At 37.8% G+C, this 17055-nt stretch carries 16 protein-coding genes; 3 read left to right on the top strand and 13 right to left on the bottom strand.

What is annotated here, in order from left to right:
* Positions 1-10: 10 nt before the first annotated feature.
* Positions 11-1345: an FAD-dependent oxidoreductase gene (locus AC1M36_RS12610; protein ID WP_336452857.1), complete on the bottom strand. Its 1335-nt coding sequence runs from the start codon at positions 1343-1345 to the stop codon at positions 11-13.
* Between the two features lie 542 nt (positions 1346-1887).
* On the bottom strand, positions 1888-3549 hold the full coding sequence (locus AC1M36_RS12605) for an IS200/IS605 family accessory protein TnpB-related protein (RefSeq protein WP_479845921.1): 1662 nt from the start codon (positions 3547-3549) through the stop codon (positions 1888-1890).
* 321 nt (positions 3550-3870) lie between these two features.
* Between AC1M36_RS12605 and AC1M36_RS12600 the strand changes: the two genes are divergently transcribed.
* Positions 3871-4299 (top strand): hypothetical protein, encoded by a 429-nt coding sequence (locus AC1M36_RS12600; RefSeq protein WP_336453995.1) that lies wholly within the window; start codon positions 3871-3873, stop codon positions 4297-4299.
* Between the two features lie 145 nt (positions 4300-4444).
* Here the strand turns inward: AC1M36_RS12600 and AC1M36_RS12595 are convergent, their stop codons facing one another.
* Positions 4445-5704 (bottom strand): TcaA 3rd/4th domain-containing protein, encoded by a 1260-nt coding sequence (locus AC1M36_RS12595; protein WP_479845920.1) that lies wholly within the window; start codon positions 5702-5704, stop codon positions 4445-4447.
* Positions 5705-5720: 16 nt separating this feature from the next.
* A complete protein-coding gene (locus AC1M36_RS12590) occupies positions 5721-6494 on the bottom strand; it encodes a zinc-ribbon domain-containing protein (RefSeq protein ID WP_479845919.1) in 774 nt (257 codons plus the stop codon).
* Positions 6495-6693: 199 nt separating this feature from the next.
* Between AC1M36_RS12590 and AC1M36_RS12585 the strand changes: the two genes are divergently transcribed.
* Entirely contained in the window at positions 6694-7527 is an 834-nt protein-coding gene (locus AC1M36_RS12585) for a hypothetical protein (RefSeq protein ID WP_336453992.1), read from the top strand.
* Between the two features lie 14 nt (positions 7528-7541).
* On the opposite strand, the gene AC1M36_RS12580 is transcribed toward AC1M36_RS12585, so the two are convergent.
* Together AC1M36_RS12580 and AC1M36_RS12575 are read right to left on the bottom strand one after the other, a co-directional pair.
* Positions 7542-8225 (bottom strand): DUF2278 family protein, encoded by a 684-nt coding sequence (locus tag AC1M36_RS12580; protein ID WP_479845918.1) that lies wholly within the window; start codon positions 8223-8225, stop codon positions 7542-7544.
* Positions 8226-8314: 89 nt separating this feature from the next.
* Positions 8315-9811 (bottom strand): L-lactate permease, encoded by a 1497-nt coding sequence (locus AC1M36_RS12575; protein WP_336453990.1) that lies wholly within the window; start codon positions 9809-9811, stop codon positions 8315-8317.
* Between the two features lie 161 nt (positions 9812-9972).
* On the opposite strand from AC1M36_RS12575, the gene AC1M36_RS12570 reads away from it, so the two are divergent.
* Positions 9973-10533 (top strand): DUF4240 domain-containing protein, encoded by a 561-nt coding sequence (locus AC1M36_RS12570; protein ID WP_336453989.1) that lies wholly within the window; start codon positions 9973-9975, stop codon positions 10531-10533.
* A gap of 136 nt (positions 10534-10669) precedes the next feature.
* On the opposite strand, the gene trpA is transcribed toward AC1M36_RS12570, so the two are convergent.
* The 7 genes from trpA to trpE are packed head-to-tail and all read right to left on the bottom strand — an operon-like array spanning position 10670 to position 17016.
* Positions 10670-11431 (bottom strand): tryptophan synthase subunit alpha, encoded by a 762-nt coding sequence (trpA, locus tag AC1M36_RS12565; protein WP_431613315.1) that lies wholly within the window; start codon positions 11429-11431, stop codon positions 10670-10672.
* A gap of 3 nt (positions 11432-11434) precedes the next feature.
* Positions 11435-12628, bottom strand: a complete 1194-nt coding sequence (trpB, locus tag AC1M36_RS12560) for a tryptophan synthase subunit beta (RefSeq protein ID WP_336453987.1) — start codon at positions 12626-12628, stop codon at positions 11435-11437.
* Between the two features lie 2 nt (positions 12629-12630).
* Positions 12631-13239: a phosphoribosylanthranilate isomerase gene (locus tag AC1M36_RS12555; protein ID WP_336453986.1), complete on the bottom strand. Its 609-nt coding sequence runs from the start codon at positions 13237-13239 to the stop codon at positions 12631-12633.
* Positions 13236-13997 (bottom strand): indole-3-glycerol phosphate synthase TrpC, encoded by a 762-nt coding sequence (trpC, locus tag AC1M36_RS12550; RefSeq protein WP_336453985.1) that lies wholly within the window; start codon positions 13995-13997, stop codon positions 13236-13238. The genes AC1M36_RS12555 and trpC overlap by 4 nt, the downstream gene beginning before the upstream one ends.
* A complete protein-coding gene (gene trpD / locus AC1M36_RS12545; protein ID WP_336453984.1) occupies positions 13998-15023 on the bottom strand; it encodes an anthranilate phosphoribosyltransferase in 1026 nt (341 codons plus the stop codon).
* Complete coding sequence (locus tag AC1M36_RS12540) at positions 15020-15607, bottom strand: aminodeoxychorismate/anthranilate synthase component II (RefSeq protein WP_336453983.1); 588 nt, start codon at positions 15605-15607, stop codon at positions 15020-15022. The genes trpD and AC1M36_RS12540 overlap by 4 nt, the downstream gene beginning before the upstream one ends.
* A complete protein-coding gene (gene trpE / locus AC1M36_RS12535) occupies positions 15604-17016 on the bottom strand; it encodes an anthranilate synthase component I (protein ID WP_479845917.1) in 1413 nt (470 codons plus the stop codon). Before trpE ends, AC1M36_RS12540 begins: the two co-directional genes overlap by 4 nt.
* Between the last annotated feature and the right edge of the window lie 39 nt (positions 17017-17055).

The raw sequence follows: 17055 nt of genomic DNA, 5'->3' as shown, positions 1-17055 counted from the left end.
ATAAGAAGTGCTATTCTGCTCGCCTCGCTGCTTGTTGAATCGGATCCCAAACACTGTTGTATGGCGGAGCATAGCTTAAATCGACATCCTCTAAATCGTGGATACTCATTTTATGAAATAAGGCCATCGCAATGACATCAATTCGTTTATCCACGCCTTCTTCTCCGATTACTTGTCCACCAAGTAATTGTTTTGTATCAGCTCGATACAACAATTTCACATAAAGTGGTGTGGCACTTGGATAATAACCAGCCATACTTGTTGAATCTACCGTTACTGTTTTATATGGGAGCTTTAATCCGCCCGCTTCTTTTTCATTTAAACCTGTTCTAGCTAATGTAAGTCCCATAAATTTAATAATACCCGTACCGAGAGTTCCTTTAAAAGCTCTTCGTTTATCAATCATATTTAGTCCCGCAAGACGACCTTGTTTGTTTGCAGTTGTACCAATTGGAATATGATCATGCGTTTCTTTTATGATATGGTAATGGGTTGCGCAGTCTCCTGCTGCATAAATATCTTCCACACTCGTTTGCATATAAGCATTTACTTCTATTGCTCCTTTGTTGTTTGTCCGGATTTCAGTTCCATTCAAAAATTCCGTATTTGGTTGCACGCCAACTGAGACTAAGACAAGATCCGTTTTATACGTTCCCTTATCTGTTTCAATATATTCTACTTTCTCATTTCCCTTAAATGCTTTTACATTTTCATTTGTTAAAATTTCAATATGATGTTTCGCCGCTTCTTCATGTATATACGCTGCCATATCAGCATCATAAATTGTTCCAATGTGATCATTTCTTTCAATCATTCGTACACGCTTCCCAAGTTCCACAAATGTTTCAGCCATTTCAAGACCAATTGCACCGCCGCCGATAATTGTTACTTGCTCAACATTTTGTTGCTGCAGTGTCTCCAATATTTTATGAGCATCCGGAATTGTTTTTAGAAGATGAATCCCTTTCAAATCCTTACCTTCCCAATCCGGCATAACAGGTCTAACTCCCGTCGCAATTAACAAGCGATCATATTTATATTGAAATTCTGTTTTTTCCTTTGTATGTATACCATGTACAGTTTTATTTTCAATATCAATTTTTGTTACTTCATGATTTGTTTTCGCATTAATTCCATACTTATCACGAAATGTCTTCACATCTCTGGCAATTAATTTTTCAGTAGAAGGAATCACGCCGCTAATCACATATGGAAGTCCACACTGTGCATATGAATATATCTCACCTTTTTCTAACGTAACGACTTTTGCTTCTTTATCGTTTCTAACAATTTGCATAGCAGCACTCATGCCAGCTGCATCCCCGCCAATAATTACATAGTTCACCAAACCACTCCTTTGACAGTCTCTATCGTTTACATTTTCCAAATTCCCCATAAATACTCTATAAATATCATATACAAAGTATAATACCTTCTTCCTTTTGTTTACAACTGAATCCCCTTCCGTCCAAACATAACAACGTACACCATTTCATATATATCCATTTTGGTTTTCCAACATGCTAATCTCGACTTCGAAAACAAAAAGAATCTTACGCTCATTTTCTTCTTCTGATTTCATATAACATAGGATTGAACTACCCCCACCTACCTCTACAAGAGCTTGAGGTGGGGGATTCTCCTGTCTCTGTACTCACAAAAACAGTTCCTCTCGTTCAACAAAGAGAATACAACGATATAGAGTTCGGTAGTGTCTGTATGTAATGTAAGACGACCTATTCTATCTTCCGACGTAAGGCAAACAAAATAGGTACAACTACTTTTTCTTATATCGAGGCTAGAACACTTTGTCATGCATCCAGTTCCTAGACTTGTTATCTGCTCTGGTAATAAGCGTAAAAATCTGGGACAAAGTGTTCTTCTTTATCATACAGATAGTTTTGCTAGTTTTTTCTTTTCATTTTCAAACAAGTGTAATCGCTCGATTTGTAATGCCTCTTGCGGCTGATTCACATCGTATAACTGATAGAAATGATGCGTGCGAATATCCAATTGATTGTTTAATTGATGCCAATGACTCCAGTGGTGTACGCCTTTCTTTGGAATATAAAGCTGAAGCACCCGAGGTACTTTTTCTTTATATCCTAATCCCCGGCGACCAATTGTAAAGGCCGCGGATTGATGAATAGAGATACCGAATTTCCGCATGTATTTCATTTTTCCAGAGATTGAAGTGTAAGCGGGATTCACTTGAAAGACAGCCACACCTCTTTTATCTGCACGACTGCGGATCGCACTTGTCATCTTCTCATACGCAAACATACTCTTCATTCGATTTGCTTGTTTATTTCCGTATCGATCTCCTGTTTTCGATTGGGTCGTATCTAATTTCTCTAGTACAATTGGTTTGTTATACCGCTCCGCTAAGTCCACTAAGCGAATCACTTCCACTTCGATGATTTTTGTGATTTGTCCTGTAGATTTACCCATAATAGAAAAATGAAGGGAGCCACTTCCTTTATAATTCCCATCCTTCGTTACATTTGCCCAAGCAACATGCTCAAGATTACAATCTACACCGATCACACCATCTGATGTGCTGTAATTCGTGTGTGGATTTTCCGGTACATCGACTAAACATTTCACAATATAATAAAAACCATAGTCTTCCACAGACCACGCAATCGGTTTGCCATCCTTTTTCTTATTCTTACACTGTAATTGAGTTGTGATTACTTCTTCAATCATTTCTTGCCCATACGGGAACGTAACAGCTGGAAATATAAGTGTTTTCCCAGAACTTGTCGTCATCCACAATTCTTTTGTCTCAGGCACATACTGAAATACAAAATTGCCATGTTTGGCATCTTTCCGTCTAGATAGGATCAGTTGTTTATTTCGAGCACGAGAAAATAATGTTCTCCATTTGTCATGGTTACGTACAAACTCACGGATGGTAAATTGCGACCGAAACAGTTTTTTGCTTCCAAATACTACGCTTGGAATATTCGTTTGATCAGATGAAAGTTTTTGCGTTAAACGGGATTCTCTGTAAGTGAGATGACCGATTTTCGCCTGAATTCTTTTGATTTGAACATCTAAGTATTGGTGTTCAAACAGATATTCACTCAGCCAAATTAAGGTGTCTTTTTTACGAGATAAGGAGATGAGGTTGTTGTGCTTCGCGAAGCGAGTGTTTTTCGGAAACGTTAGCTTTCCTTTCACACAACTTTGTTTAATTTTACGAAGATTTGTTAGTTTTGTCCGTTCTTGTTTCAACTTTTTCTTAAGCTTCTCTTGCGTTTGCTTCTCATATCGTTTTTGTAACGCCATTAAACCTGTAAACAACGCCTTTGCTTCTTGCCCCGCACTGTTTGCATAATAGTCATTCAATTGATATTTCCGCTTGAGAACAAGATGAAGACTGTCCCTATACAACTTACGGTTCCAACGCTTTTCACGAACAATCGTTTGAAATGCAAAACGTTTTGCATGATTAAATGTTTCGACTGTCTCTGCCAATGCATCTACCATTTCATGCGGTAAATCTATCTTGTAGATCCGTTTCGAAAAATACGCTTTCTTCACCTGTTCTCACCTCTTTTTATTTGATAAGATCATTATACGCCAAAACAAACATACGTTCTGAAAAAAAGAGACGTTTTCTTTAAAAAGAAAAAACCGATTCATCCTCCACCTTCACTTCGTTTAGAGAAGGGGGTCTTCTCGGTTAAAATAATAAAAAAGGACCTGACCACTTCTATGCATGGCTGGATGCTCTCTCCCACTCAAAAGGATGATTTTATACCTTAAACATCCTTTGAACATTATAGGTAAAACGTCGTGTCTCATAAATCTGATTATTAATATGCTATAACAGTCACAATGGAAAGTAGGTGAACAGACTCAATGTGTAGTAATTTTATTTCTACTCCTGCTGAATCCAAAATTGCTCAACCACTTGAACAAGAATTCAGTATTAGTGCAACAATCTACGATGCAGAGGCTTGGGCAGTTGATAGCGATACCTTTTTTCAAGAAATTTGGAAATCCACCCTATTTGCATCTACCTCACAGCCTAATGAGGCGGTCTATCCACTCGGTATTCTTAAGATTATCAACCTCTCTTACGATGCAGTAAAAGTTGTCGCATCAGAAGGATTAAACAGTAGACTCGAGATTACAGTTCCACCGAATTCAGAAGCCATACTTTCTTCCAGTGCTTTATCCGATGTCCAAGCTAGTACAACTGGAAAATCGAGTAGGGTCAACTTTCTCTTTCATCTCTATTTTTCACGCGAACCAGCTAAAGCTGCCCTTATCCCACTACAAAAATAACAAAAAAGGTACCTTACTACTCAATTACTCCGTATTTCCCAATAGGAATCATGTCATAATTACCATAATAGATAAATAAAAGGTACATCACCATTATTGATGATGTACCTTTCATTTTTACAACATAGAAAGTGAATTCTTCTACCTATTCCTTTGACTTTATAAGCTCAACATTATACGTCTCGACATCATTCAACTCTCCTGTATAATACGGATTTTCCCGATACCAAGACTGCCTTAAAAAGTATGCCTGCATATCTTTCGTTTGAAAAATATACCCATGCCGAGCGTATATTTCATTTCTCGCAATCCGTAATTGTTCTTTTGTTAAGAAATTTAACTCTGCACTTGTTAACTTCCGAATATGACTATCAGGAAAGAAAAATCCGTTATATACATACTTCGTTGTTACTGATGGTGAATAAGAAGATTTCGGTTGTTCTTCAGATTTTTTTTGAAACGATAATGTATAGTATTGATTTGTTGATATAGGTTCCACCTTTGTTCTCTCTTTTCCGCTTGCGCTCTCTTTTTCTAAATAAATCGAGACGCTCCCATCCGTAGCTACTGGTCCCCACTTAAATTCTTCCCCTGTGAGAGTCGTAATTGGTTTCTGATTGGCATATAATGTCGCTCCCGCTACATTTGTTTGAATCGTGATGTAATGGCCTTTTAATGAAAGATCAACTGTTATATTATTTTGATTTTGCTTCATAAGTACGACCTTTTCTTCACGCTTTAACTTCACATAATCATTTTTAAACTCTGATTGAAACGTTTGAATCCCTGGAAAAAATGGTCCATATTGCTTTTCAAACATTTTATCAGTCGCCTTATCTAACTCTTTTCCATTTATTTTTAACAACGCATCTTTTTCATTTGTAAGAAGCGATGCGTAATACGTTTTTGCTTTCAATTTATATCGATCAAATAGAAACAAGTATTTTCCATCCTTCGTTAATACAAAGTCTACTTTTTCTACATCACTTTGCTTCTTCCTTTGCTGTTGTATAGAAGCTTTTAAATCATTCACATAAGAAGGGGATTCTTTTATATAAGAAAACAACGGGGCTATGCTCTCTTTATCGACTACAAATTGCGGATCATCTGTTATCACAATATCAATGAATTTCTCTGCATTTCTTTCTTGTAAGATCGTAACCATTCTATCAATTTGCGCTTCTGCAGAATAATACTTTGCCCCATACATGTATACCCCGCCAAAGCTGAGAATAACAAGAATGATAACCCCAATCCATATTTTCTTTCCTGTACTCATCTTCCTTCGCATATGGGATGCCTCTTCGTTTCCTCTCCGTTCATATTCAGCTCTTCTCGTTCCACAGCTTTGACAAAATTGCACGCCATCCATTAATTGCGAACCGCATTTTGTACACACGCTCATCCGTTCAGCCATCTTTTTAATAGAAGCCCGAGAAACTTCCTGTTAAGGTATTAATGATTGTTTGGATATAAGACCAAAGGATAATCCAGATCGCAATTGAAATCAAAATATTTGCAATGATTAGTGTGTACACTGGATCTAATCCACCTCGGTCTAACTTTACGATTGAAACAATCATACATACGCTCATCCACGATATAGCAATCCCTAAAAAGAAAGCTGCTAGAAAAATTGTTAAAAAGCTAAATAAAAGTGCGATAACAAGCACAGCGACAACTGGTGTCGATACTGTTCCCCAAATACCTAATGTTTCCAAAAAAGAAAAAGATGATTTCATCAACTTTCCACTTACAAAAACAATAAACCCAGCAAAAAGAACTAAAATTAATAAAAAGAGAAAGACTTTAACAGATTCTCCAAAAAATGAAGGCGCAGGCACTTCAGGTGCGAATCTCGTCGCCACCGACGTAGCCTGACTCATCATTCGATAAAACAGACAAGCAAATAAAAAACAAATAAGAACAAGACTTGTGATCCCATTCCTTACCTCAATATGTCCACTTTTCATAATTGCTGACGGAGCTTTCAATGCATTCTTAAAAAACTGGAAATAGCCACTCGCAAATTGCTTTGCTTGCTCTACCTTTTCATTCGTGCCTGCTGACTGGGGCAACTGCTGTTCTCCCTGTTCTGCACGATGTCCCGCGGCTTGTTCTGTCAGTGCATGCCCGCAATTCCCACAAAATTTAGCTTCGCTTGTATGCTCGGTGTTACATTTTGGACACGTCATCCTATCATCTCCCCCTTAGCATGTATCTTCTAAGTTGCTACAAATTCAATATATGTATAAGGAGAGAAAACATGCCTACAAGAAAAAGCTATCTATTCTATACATTTCCATCGTATTTATTCTAGTAATCTACTAACAAAGTGGTATGATAAACAATATTAAAAAGAATTTCATAAAATACATAGATTGGATGAAGAATATGGAATTAGCATACTCAATTTTTCATATATTCCTTACAAGCTTGATACAATTATTCTCATTACTAGGTGTCATCATTTTAGTTGGTTTTTTATTAGGGTATTTAGAATCTCTTACACGGGCGTATTGGACGAGAGCTTTTGGCAAGAAAGGCTTCCTTTTATCAGCTTGGATTGGTGTCCCTATCCATGAACTTGGTCATGCTGTTATGTGTGTCGTATTCAGACATCAAATTGTCGCAATGCAGCTCTTTCCAACCGATACAAGTAACGGTTATTTAGGTTATGTAAGACACCAATATAATCAAAGAAGTATCTATCAAAGAATAGGAAATTTCTTCATCGGAATTGCTCCTATTTTTTCAGGAATGACCGTCTTAATCCTTTTGATGTATTATTTTGTACCACAATCTTATTCGGTCTTTATGCGTGCTCTTGAAACAAATACGCAAGTTACTTCTATTAATATCGATATGCTGCAAAATATTTTTGTATCATCGATCCTCCTATTAAAAAGTCTTTTTACGATTAGTAACCTTTCTACTCCTTCCTTTTGGATTTTTCTTTTTATCGCGATTTGCATTTCTGCACACATCGCATTAAGTAAACCAGATATAGAAGGTTCATTAGATGGTGTGATTACGATATTTATCGTCTTATTCTTATTCAATACGGTAGCAGCGTTGTTTCATTATGATAGTAATCAGTTGATAGGTAGTGTAGTGAAATATAATATGTATGTACTTGCTTTTTCGAGCATAGCGATACTATTTTCATGTATCGCTGCATTCATCAGTTTTATTTTCTACAAAATTAAAACAGCTAGTTCGAGATGAACTAGCTGTTTTGCTTAATTTCCCCCTTTATAATTACACTGCTCCACAGGAACCCGTGCATGCCCCTCTTCATCCGTACACCAAGACTGCGACTGAAATGCAAGGAAAATTCCAATCCACTTTTCCTCTTTCTCAAAGTGGATGAATATGCCGCCATCTTGCCACACGCCATCATCATTCTTCCAGTTCTCCACATTTCCTTGGTTCATATGAATATCATGTATGCCGTTACCAGGTTTAAAATGAAAATATCGATCAGGTGTATTATGTTCTGGACCCCATCGTTCTCCAAATGCATAAATAATTGCCTTTTCCTCTATTGCACGCTTTATATAATGTTCGATTTTTTCATTTAAATCATTATTTTGGCCTGGCTTTTCAGGTGGCAATGGAATCATCTGGTTTGAATCAAATAAATTTCCCCTCACGTAATCTAGTGCAATCTCCGGCTTATTATTTTTAATTTCAGTAAAACCAAAAGGTATTGTTGGTAAAATCGTAATCGCCTCTGATTTTATATTTTTACTTGCAAAATATAAAACCTCAGATGGATAACTTTGTGATTTCACATTAATAGCAATGCGATAGTCCACTCTATCTTCGTCTTGTAAACGGACTTGGTAATGAGGGGTTTTCCCTTTTCCACTCATAGATTGTACTGCTATACCTTTTAGAACACCGTAGTTTTTTAAGGGCACGGGGATCATCTCCTCTTCACATAATAGAAACGTTTGTTCTTTTATACATTATCCACTGACAAACAAAAATCCTCCTTAAACAGAGGATTTCATTGCAATACATACCATCCGGCAACTTCCACTACTACAATCAACACCGCTCCAAAGATTATAAGCGTTGTCTTCTTTAGTAGTTCATTCTCACGAAACGGGATATTACATAAATAGGCCCCGAGTGTAATCCGTGATGGACATGCGATTGTCGCTACCGATGATGCTGTATTTTGCAGCGTTGTCACATATTGCCACGGAAGCCCTACATTCTGTGCTGTTTGCATTTGTAGTTTAATAAACATTGCATTTGATCCTGCGTTACTTCCCGTTAAAAAACCACCAATTGCACCAATGAACGGAGCAACAAAGACAAATAACGTTCCAAATGTATTTCCCGCTGCTTCTGCTAACAATGTGTGCATACCAGCGGCGCCCATTAGTTCTGAAATGGCAATGAACATTGTCGTTGTAATCGCAAACGGTATCCATTGTTTGATCGTTTGCGATAAAGATTGTTTTATAATAGTAGAAGGAATGCGAAAAAAAATGATAGTAAATAAACATGTAACCCCAAGCCAAAATCCAGGTGAATATAATAATGCTAGTTTGTAAGAGTACGCTGGCAAATCAAGAACAGCATAAGACCCAAGCATATTATGTAGCGATGGAATGAGACGAGAAAGCAAGATACAAACAGTTAAAAATAAATACGGGCTTATAATTTTCACGATAGAAACTTCTCGCTGCGTCGTTGCAGCATGCTCTGATACAAACTCCTCCCCTTGTTTCGTTGTCATTTTAATGATAAGAAAACCAAATGTAATTGTTACAATGGAACTTAAAATCCCTGCTAACTCAACACTTACGTATGCGTTAGAAAGGTAGATTGATATAGAAAATAAAAGAAAAAAGCCCATTCCTTCTTTCCACTTTTGCTTAATTGCTTGCCCACCTCCAACTACATACAAAGAAAGGAAAATAAAGTATGCAAAAAAAGGAATACTGAGTAACGCTGTACTAGTTCCTAAGTTTACTAATGGCATATTGATAAGTTGTGAACCGATAATCGTTCCTGTAGCCATTGCCCCCCATGAACTTGCCAATAAACCGATAAACGATAATAAAACTGCTTGAAACGGTTTATAGCCAAGCGAGAGAAAAATAGGGGCAGCAACCATAAAACCAATTCCGAATCCGCTCACGGATTCAATAAGTGGACAAATCCCAAAACACATTAAGAGCATTTGTAATAATCGATCATGTGTAACTTGTTCGATAAAACGTGCAACTTGGTCGATATACCCCATTTTGTTCATGAGGTGAAATAAAAGAATACCAAAAAACAGAACATAGCCAACAATAAAACAAATTAACCAGCCCTTAATAGTTGCATGCATGATCTCTCCTATTTGCAGTCGAAACATTGGTGTTAGTAAAACGATTCCACCGCATACTGCATAGGAAATTAGCGATGCTTTCAGCGATGTTTGTTTAAAAATAAATAAACAAATAAAAATCATCATGATTGGAATAAGGGCTAACAGTACAGCCATACCATCATCTCATTTCTTATAAGATACAATTGTAACTATTATATAACAGATGTCATAATATTCAATTCATTTCACAACAGTTTTTTCCTATTCTTTATCAAGTGAAGGATTGAAAAAATGTTACACTACAAACAAATACCGTTTTAAAAGGAGTGCTAACAATGAATAAAGAACAATTTTGGCAACTCATTTCTGAAATGAACACAAAAGACGAAACGAGCGAATGGCTAGTTGAACAATTAGCTTCACGATCCGCAAGTGAAATTGCCGATTATGAAATCCACTTTCAGACTGCTTTCAAAGAATCTTATACATCTTCTCTATGGGCAGCTGCGTATATTATTCTAGGTGGATGCTCTGATGATTCATTTGATTATTTCAGAGGCTGGCTCATTGCATGCGGACAAGAAGTGTTTGAAGCCGCTCTGCAAAATCCTGATAATCTAGCAAACTTAATTCCTTCTTTTTATGAAGAGGAAGAAATTATTCCAGAATTTGAAGAAATGTTAAATATAGGCCTTGAAGCTTTTTCTTTAAAAGAAACGGGAGATATAGAATGGGACGATGATATTTGGGATAAACTTGATTCTTTATTAGATGAAAAGGGACATGATTCATCTATTCCTGATATTGAATTCGATTGGGATGAAGATGATGAAGAAGGATTAGCAAAACGTTTTCCAAAACTTTGGAAACGATTTGGTGAAAATCCATTAGGTTAATAATAAAAGAGGCTCCTTTACAGGTAGCCTCTTTTGTCGTTATTTGTCTGTTAGTCGATATCCCTTGTCGAATCGCCGATATATTTTAATTTACGCCGATATAATTTCGCTTACTATCTCCTATCGCCCACATTTATTATTTCACCACAGCAATTAACTCACAAATTTCATTCTGTTTTCCTGTTTCTAATAACTCAATTACTTTACTCCCCACAACAACCCCATCACACACAGTAATCATTTCCTCAATGTGCTCAGTCGTTGAGATTCCAAATCCAGCAACTACCGGGAGATGGACATGTGCTTTTACTTTTTCTAAGTAGCTATGAATCTCTTGTTTAAAGTTCTGTCTAGCTCCCGTAACACCTGCTACTGTTACCGCATAAACGAAACCTTGTGATTCCCTCGTAATCTTTTCAATCCGTTCAACTGGGCTCGTTACTGTAACAAGTGGAATCAAGGCGATATTCACATCACGAAGAAGTGGCGCAATGATATCTTGTTCTTCATAAGGCAAGTCTGGAACGATAATACCATCTACACCAGCCTCTAGACAACTTCCGATAAAGCGTTCTTTTCCAAATACTAAAATCGGGTTTAAATAGGTCATAAGTACAAATGGAATATTTACTTCTTGTCTTACTTCCGCTAATGCCTGAAAGATTCCCCCGAGCGTTGTTCCACTGTCTAATGCTCGTTTTCCCGCCCTTTGAATTGTAGGTCCATCTGCAACTGGGTCAGAAAAAGGAATACCAATTTCAACAATGCTCGCTCCTGCTTCATCTAGAAAACGAATTTGCTCTTGTAACTTTTGTAAACCGCCATCTCCTCCCATTACATACGGGATAAATGCTTTTTTTCCATTTTGAAACGCTGCTGTAATTCTTTCTACCCCCATCGTTTACACCTCTTCCATATAACGTTTTATACTTTCAACATCTTTATCACCGCGGCCCGATAAACAAATGACAAGTCCTTCATCTTGCTTCATTGTAGGCGCGAGTTTTAATGCATATGCCACTGCATGTGAGCTTTCTAATGCTGGGATAATTCCTTCTTTTTTCGTTAATAACTGGAATGCAGCCAACGCTTCTTCATCTGTAATTGCGTGATAAGAAACACGGCCAATATCTTTTAGCAGACTATGCTCTGGCCCAACCCCCGGATAATCTAGACCTGCTGAAATAGAGTGTGCTTCCTGAATTTGTCCTTCTTCATTTTGAAGGAGATACATCATTGAACCATGAAGGACGCCCACGCTTCCTTGTGTTAATGTTGCTGCGTGCTTCTCTGTATGAACCCCTTTTCCTGCTGCTTCCACGCCATAAAGAGCAACTTCTTCATCGTGTACAAACGGATAAAACATCCCCATCGCGTTACTCCCGCCGCCAATGCAAGCAACAACTGCTTCTGGCAATTTCCCTTCTAACGCTTCATATTGCTTCTTCGTTTCTTTCCCAATTACACTTTGAAAATCACGTACCATTTGCGGGAATGGATGCGGTCCAAGAACAGATCCCATTACATAGTGCGTATCATGCACATGTGCAACCCAGTAACGAAGCGCTTCGTTTACTGCATCTTTTAACGTCCCACTACCTGCTGCAACACTTTCCACTTTCGCTCCTAATAGTTCCATTCTGAAGACGTTTAACTTTTGACGTTTCACATCCTCTTCTCCCATGAAAATGACGCATTCTAAACCGAGTAAAGCACATACCGTCGCTGTTGCTACTCCGTGTTGTCCAGCTCCTGTTTCAGCTACAATCTTTTTCTTACCCATTCGCACCGCAAGAAGCGCTTGCCCAATTGTATTGTTAATTTTATGAGCTCCTGTATGATTTAAATCTTCGCGTTTTAAGTAAATCTTTGCCCCTCCGCAATACTTTGTTAGATTCTCTGCAAAATAAAGAGGTGTTTCTCTTCCGACATACGTTTGTAAATAATGCTCTAATTCTTGTTGAAATGCTTCATCTTGCATCGCTTCTTTATATGCCTCTTCTAATTCTAAAACGGACTGCATAAGTGTTTCTGGAACGTAACGTCCTCCGTATATACCGTAGTGACCTTTTTCATCTGGATATGCATATTGCATGTTTAACACTCCTTCGCTTTTCTAATAAATTGTTTTATTTTTTCTCTATCTTTCTTGCCATCTGTTTCTACGCCACTGCTGACATCCACCATATACGGCTTAACAATTTCAATCGCTTCTTTAATGTTTTCAATGTGTAATCCACCAGCTAACATGCACTTTTTTCGAATTTCATTTGGCATATGCTCTAGTAACTGCCATGAAAATGTTTTACCATTTCCACCATGAAACTTTTCTTTCGGGCTATCAAATAAGAGAAAATCTGCTTCATAGCCTGTTGATTGTTCGATATCTTCACTCGAATGTACACCAACCGCTTTTATAGACGGAATATTCAATCTTCTAATATGATGATTCCTCTCATCCCCATGCAGTTGTACATGCGTTAAACCACAATCATTTACGATTTTCTGGATGACTTCTACCGATTCATTTACAAACACGCCAACCTTCATTACATCAGTTGGAAGCTCACTAATAATCTGTTTTGCCTTTTTAGGTGTAATTTTCCTTTTACTTTTCGCAAAAACAAATCCAATGGCATCTGCGCCATATTCACAGGCAAGTTTTGCTGTCTCGAAATCAGTAATGCCACAAATCTTTACTTTCATGTTGTCACCTTCAGCGATTGAAAAAAGTCTCCGACAGAAGGTGCAGTCATCAGCGCTTCCCCAACAAGAATTCCTTTTGCACCAGCCTGCTTGACACGCATGATATCTTCTTTCGTATGAATTCCACTTTCACTAATCCAAAGCATATTCTTTTCATTTAATCGTTTCCCGAGTTTTTCTGTCGTACCTAAGTCCACTTCAAATGTTTTCAAATTACGATTGTTTATTCCAATCACATGAGGAGTTAATGCTAATGCCACCTCTAATTCTGCCTCATTGTGTACTTCTACAATTGCTTCTAATCCTACTTTTTGTACGTATGCATATAACTTTCGTAGCTTTTCTTCTGATAATGCCGCAACGATAAGTAAAATGAGATCCGCTCCCGCTTCATACGCCCGATCAATTTGAATGGTATCAATGATGAAATCTTTACATAAAAGCGGAATATTACTTTGTGCTCTCGCCGTTTCTAAATCTTGAAAGGATCCTTTAAAAAACTTCCCATCCGTTAAAACGGAAACAGCTCCTGCCTCGCACTGTTCATACGTCTTTACTTGTTTTGCTACATCTACATGTAAATTGATGTCGCCTTTAGATGGGGACGCTCGTTTCATTTCTGCAATAACTGTAAATTGTTTCAGTGCTTCCACAAGTGAGTAAACCTGTCTTTTTTCTTTCACTGGTGTATATGTTTGGTATAACTCTTCTACTTCTTTTTTCTTCTGCTCAACAATCTTGTCTAAAATAGTTTCCATTTAGTTCACCCTCTCCAATCTTTGATTACTAGCTGCAATTAATACATTCAGTTTCTCTAATGCCTTTCCAGAGTCAATACTATGTGCTGCTAAGTGAATTCCTTCTTCAATTGTCTCTACTTTTCCATTCGCAAAAAGTGCAAGACCTGCATTGAGTAGAACCGTATCACGGTATACACTCTTTTTCCCCTCTAGTATTTGCAGTGTAATATGCGCATTTTCTTTTGCATTTCCGCCTCGGATTTCTTCATTACTCACCCGAGAAAATCCATATGTTTCTGGAGTAATGCTCTCTTCTATAATTTTGTTGTCTTTTAAAATCACCACATGATTTTCTCCTTGCAAAGAGGCTTCATCTAAAAATCCACTTCCATTTACAACGAGCGCTTGTTTTCGACCAAGCTTTTGCAATACCTTTGCTACTGGCATTAGCATATCTCGTTTGTATATACCAACAAACTGCGTTTCTAAATCAATCGGATTTGTAAGTGGACCAATAAGATTAAAAATGGTCGGTACATTCAGCTCTTTTCTTATTTTCATAATGCGTTTAAGTGCCGGATGCATCGCTGGTGCAAATAGAAAAGCTATGCCTACTTTTTCTAATAAATAGTCAATCTCTCTTGGGGTACATGCAATATTTACACCAAGTTCTTCTAATAGATCCGCACTCCCCGTTTTACTAGACACAGCGCGATTCCCATGTTTCGCTACCTTCACACCAGCTCCGGCAAGTACGAAAGCAGATGTTGTACTAATGTTAAATGTTTGGGCTCCGTCTCCGCCTGTTCCGCAATTATCCATCGCTCCTTTTATATGACTTGCAAATGGTAACGCCTTTTCCCGAAGAGCACGAACGAGGCCATATATTTCATCGGCTGTTTCACCCTTTGCCTTTAACAATGCTAAAAACGCAGCAATTTCACTTTCTAATATATCTTCACTTAAGAGTGCAAGACCTGCTTTATACATTTCCTGTTCCGTTAAGTTTTGTCCATCTACTAATTTCCGAAGATAACTGTTCATACTCGCTCCTCCTCTTTCACATTGGATAAAAATGCACGTATTAATTTTCCGCCCTCTTCCGTCGCAATGGACTCCGGATGAAACTGAAGTCCGAAAAGTGGGTAATAATTATGGCGAACTGCCATGATCTCCCCATCATCCATCGCTGTTGCTAATACATCAAAACACTTTGGAATCGTCTGCTTCGCTGCTACAAGTGAATGATAGCGCATTGCAGTTAACGGTTGCGTGACATAGGAAAATATCGATGTGCCATTATGTTTTACACGTGATGTTTTCCCATGTTTTATATTCTCTGCTCTTACAATTTCACCGCCAAACGCTGAAACGATCGCTTGATGTCCAAGACAAATGCCAAGAATCGGAATTTGTTTATAAAAATGCTGAATCACCTGGATGCAAATTCCTGCATCTTCTGGTTTTCCAGGTCCTGGTGAAAGAATAATTGCTTTTGGTTTCATTTCTTCCAGTTCTTGAATCGTCACTTTATCATTTCGCAGGACAACAATCTCTTCTTCATATGCCCCTAACAATTGATACAAGTTATAAGTGAATGAATCATAGTTATCGATGAGTACAATCATTTCATTACCTCCAAAAGCGCTCTCGCTTTATTTAACGTCTCCTCATACTCAGAGGTTGGATCTGAATCATAGACGATACCAGCTCCTGCCTGCACATATGCTTTCTCGTCTTTGACAACCATTGTGCGAATCGCAAGCGCCATATCAAGGTTTCCAGAAAAAGCTATATATCCAACTGCTCCGGCATATACATTTCTTTTTTCCGTTTCTAATCTATTGATAATTTGCATCGACCTAATTTTCGGTGCTCCAGATACAGTACCAGCCGGCAGACAATACGCTAATGCATCAAAACAATCCGTTTGTTTTCGCAATGTTCCGGAAACTTCGGATACAATATGCATCACATGTGAATACTTTTCGACTTTCATATACTTATCTAACTTAACTGAACTGACTTCACTCACCCGGCCGATATCATTTCGCCCTAAATCTACAAGCATCATATGTTCGGCACGCTCTTTCTCATTGGCTAAGAGCTCCTTCGCAATTTCTTCATCTTCCTGCTTTGTTTTTCCGCGTGGTCTTGTTCCTGCAATCGGATTCGTCATCACCTTATCGTCTCGTACAGAAAGTAAGCTTTCTGGTGAAGAACCGAGTACAACATAATCTTGGAAATCAATATAAAACATGTATGGCGATGGATTCGCAATCCGAAGTTTGCGATAAAGTGCAAATGAATCGCCTATAAATTCACTTTGTAATCGCTGAGATAATACAACTTGAAAAATATCACCATTTCGAATATATTCTTTTGCTTTCTCTACCATTTCGCAAAACTTTTCTTCTGTTATAGAAGAAGTAAAGGGTAGAGAAGATTGTATTTCTGTTACGTACTTTTCCTCTGCCTGTAAGACATTTTGTTTATATGCCTGCAATCTCTCGTGAACTTCTTCAAAAGAGTCCGTATCCTCTTCCCTGCATACATATACAAACGATAATTTTTGGCGTAAATGGTCGTATACCATAAATTCTCGGTACAGTAATACATGAACTTCTGGAATATCGACCGGGTCAAACAGTTCTTCCCCAATATCTTCATATTGCCGAATCACATCATAACCAATATATCCAACTGCTCCCCCGCAAAACGGAAATGGACTTTCGACACCCGTTGGGGCAATGATTTTTTTCAATGCTTGTAATACATTTTCTTCTACCTGCTCTGTTCTACCATTTATCGTAATCCCTACTGCTGCGCCATTACTTTTGACTTCTCCGTATGGATCGCATCCTAAATAAGAATAACGTCCTTTATCTTGATGAAGCTGCGAGCTTTCGAGTAAGAATTTCTTTTTACCTTTCATACGACGATATAAAGCAATCGGCGTCACACTATCTCCTTCTTCTTCATCGATGACCAAAAATGTTTTCCCTTGTTGCATGTTAAATTGTTCTTTCGTTATCATGATTGCCACCTCACTATTTAAAATAAAAAAAGTCCCCTA

This window comes from Bacillus sp. Medicinal_06 (assembly GCF_056711665.1).
This window is presented reverse-complemented; position numbering and strand designations above follow the sequence as displayed.

Coding starts and splice junctions, on each gene's coding strand:
- AC1M36_RS12575 (WP_336453990.1), bottom strand. CDS start 9,811: ATGGCTGTACTGTTAGCCCTTATTCCAATCATGATGATTTTTATTTGT.
- trpC (WP_336453985.1), bottom strand. CDS start 13,997: ATGGAAACTATTTTAGACAAGATTGTTGAGCAGAAGAAAAAAGAAGTA.
- trpD (WP_336453984.1), bottom strand. CDS start 15,023: ATGAACAGTTATCTTCGGAAATTAGTAGATGGACAAAACTTAACGGAA.
- AC1M36_RS12590 (WP_479845919.1), bottom strand. CDS start 6,494: ATGACGTGTCCAAAATGTAACACCGAGCATACAAGCGAAGCTAAATTT.
- AC1M36_RS12555 (WP_336453986.1), bottom strand. CDS start 13,239: ATGAAAGTAAAGATTTGTGGCATTACTGATTTCGAGACAGCAAAACTT.
- AC1M36_RS12600 (WP_336453995.1), top strand. CDS start 3,871: ATGTGTAGTAATTTTATTTCTACTCCTGCTGAATCCAAAATTGCTCAA.
- AC1M36_RS12585 (WP_336453992.1), top strand. CDS start 6,694: ATGGAATTAGCATACTCAATTTTTCATATATTCCTTACAAGCTTGATA.
- AC1M36_RS12595 (WP_479845920.1), bottom strand. CDS start 5,704: ATGAGCGTGTGTACAAAATGCGGTTCGCAATTAATGGATGGCGTGCAA.
- AC1M36_RS12540 (WP_336453983.1), bottom strand. CDS start 15,607: ATGATTGTACTCATCGATAACTATGATTCATTCACTTATAACTTGTAT.
- trpB (WP_336453987.1), bottom strand. CDS start 12,628: ATGCAATATGCATATCCAGATGAAAAAGGTCACTACGGTATATACGGA.
- trpE (WP_479845917.1), bottom strand. CDS start 17,016: ATGATAACGAAAGAACAATTTAACATGCAACAAGGGAAAACATTTTTG.
- trpA (WP_431613315.1), bottom strand. CDS start 11,431: ATGGGGGTAGAAAGAATTACAGCAGCGTTTCAAAATGGAAAAAAAGCA.
- AC1M36_RS12570 (WP_336453989.1), top strand. CDS start 9,973: ATGAATAAAGAACAATTTTGGCAACTCATTTCTGAAATGAACACAAAA.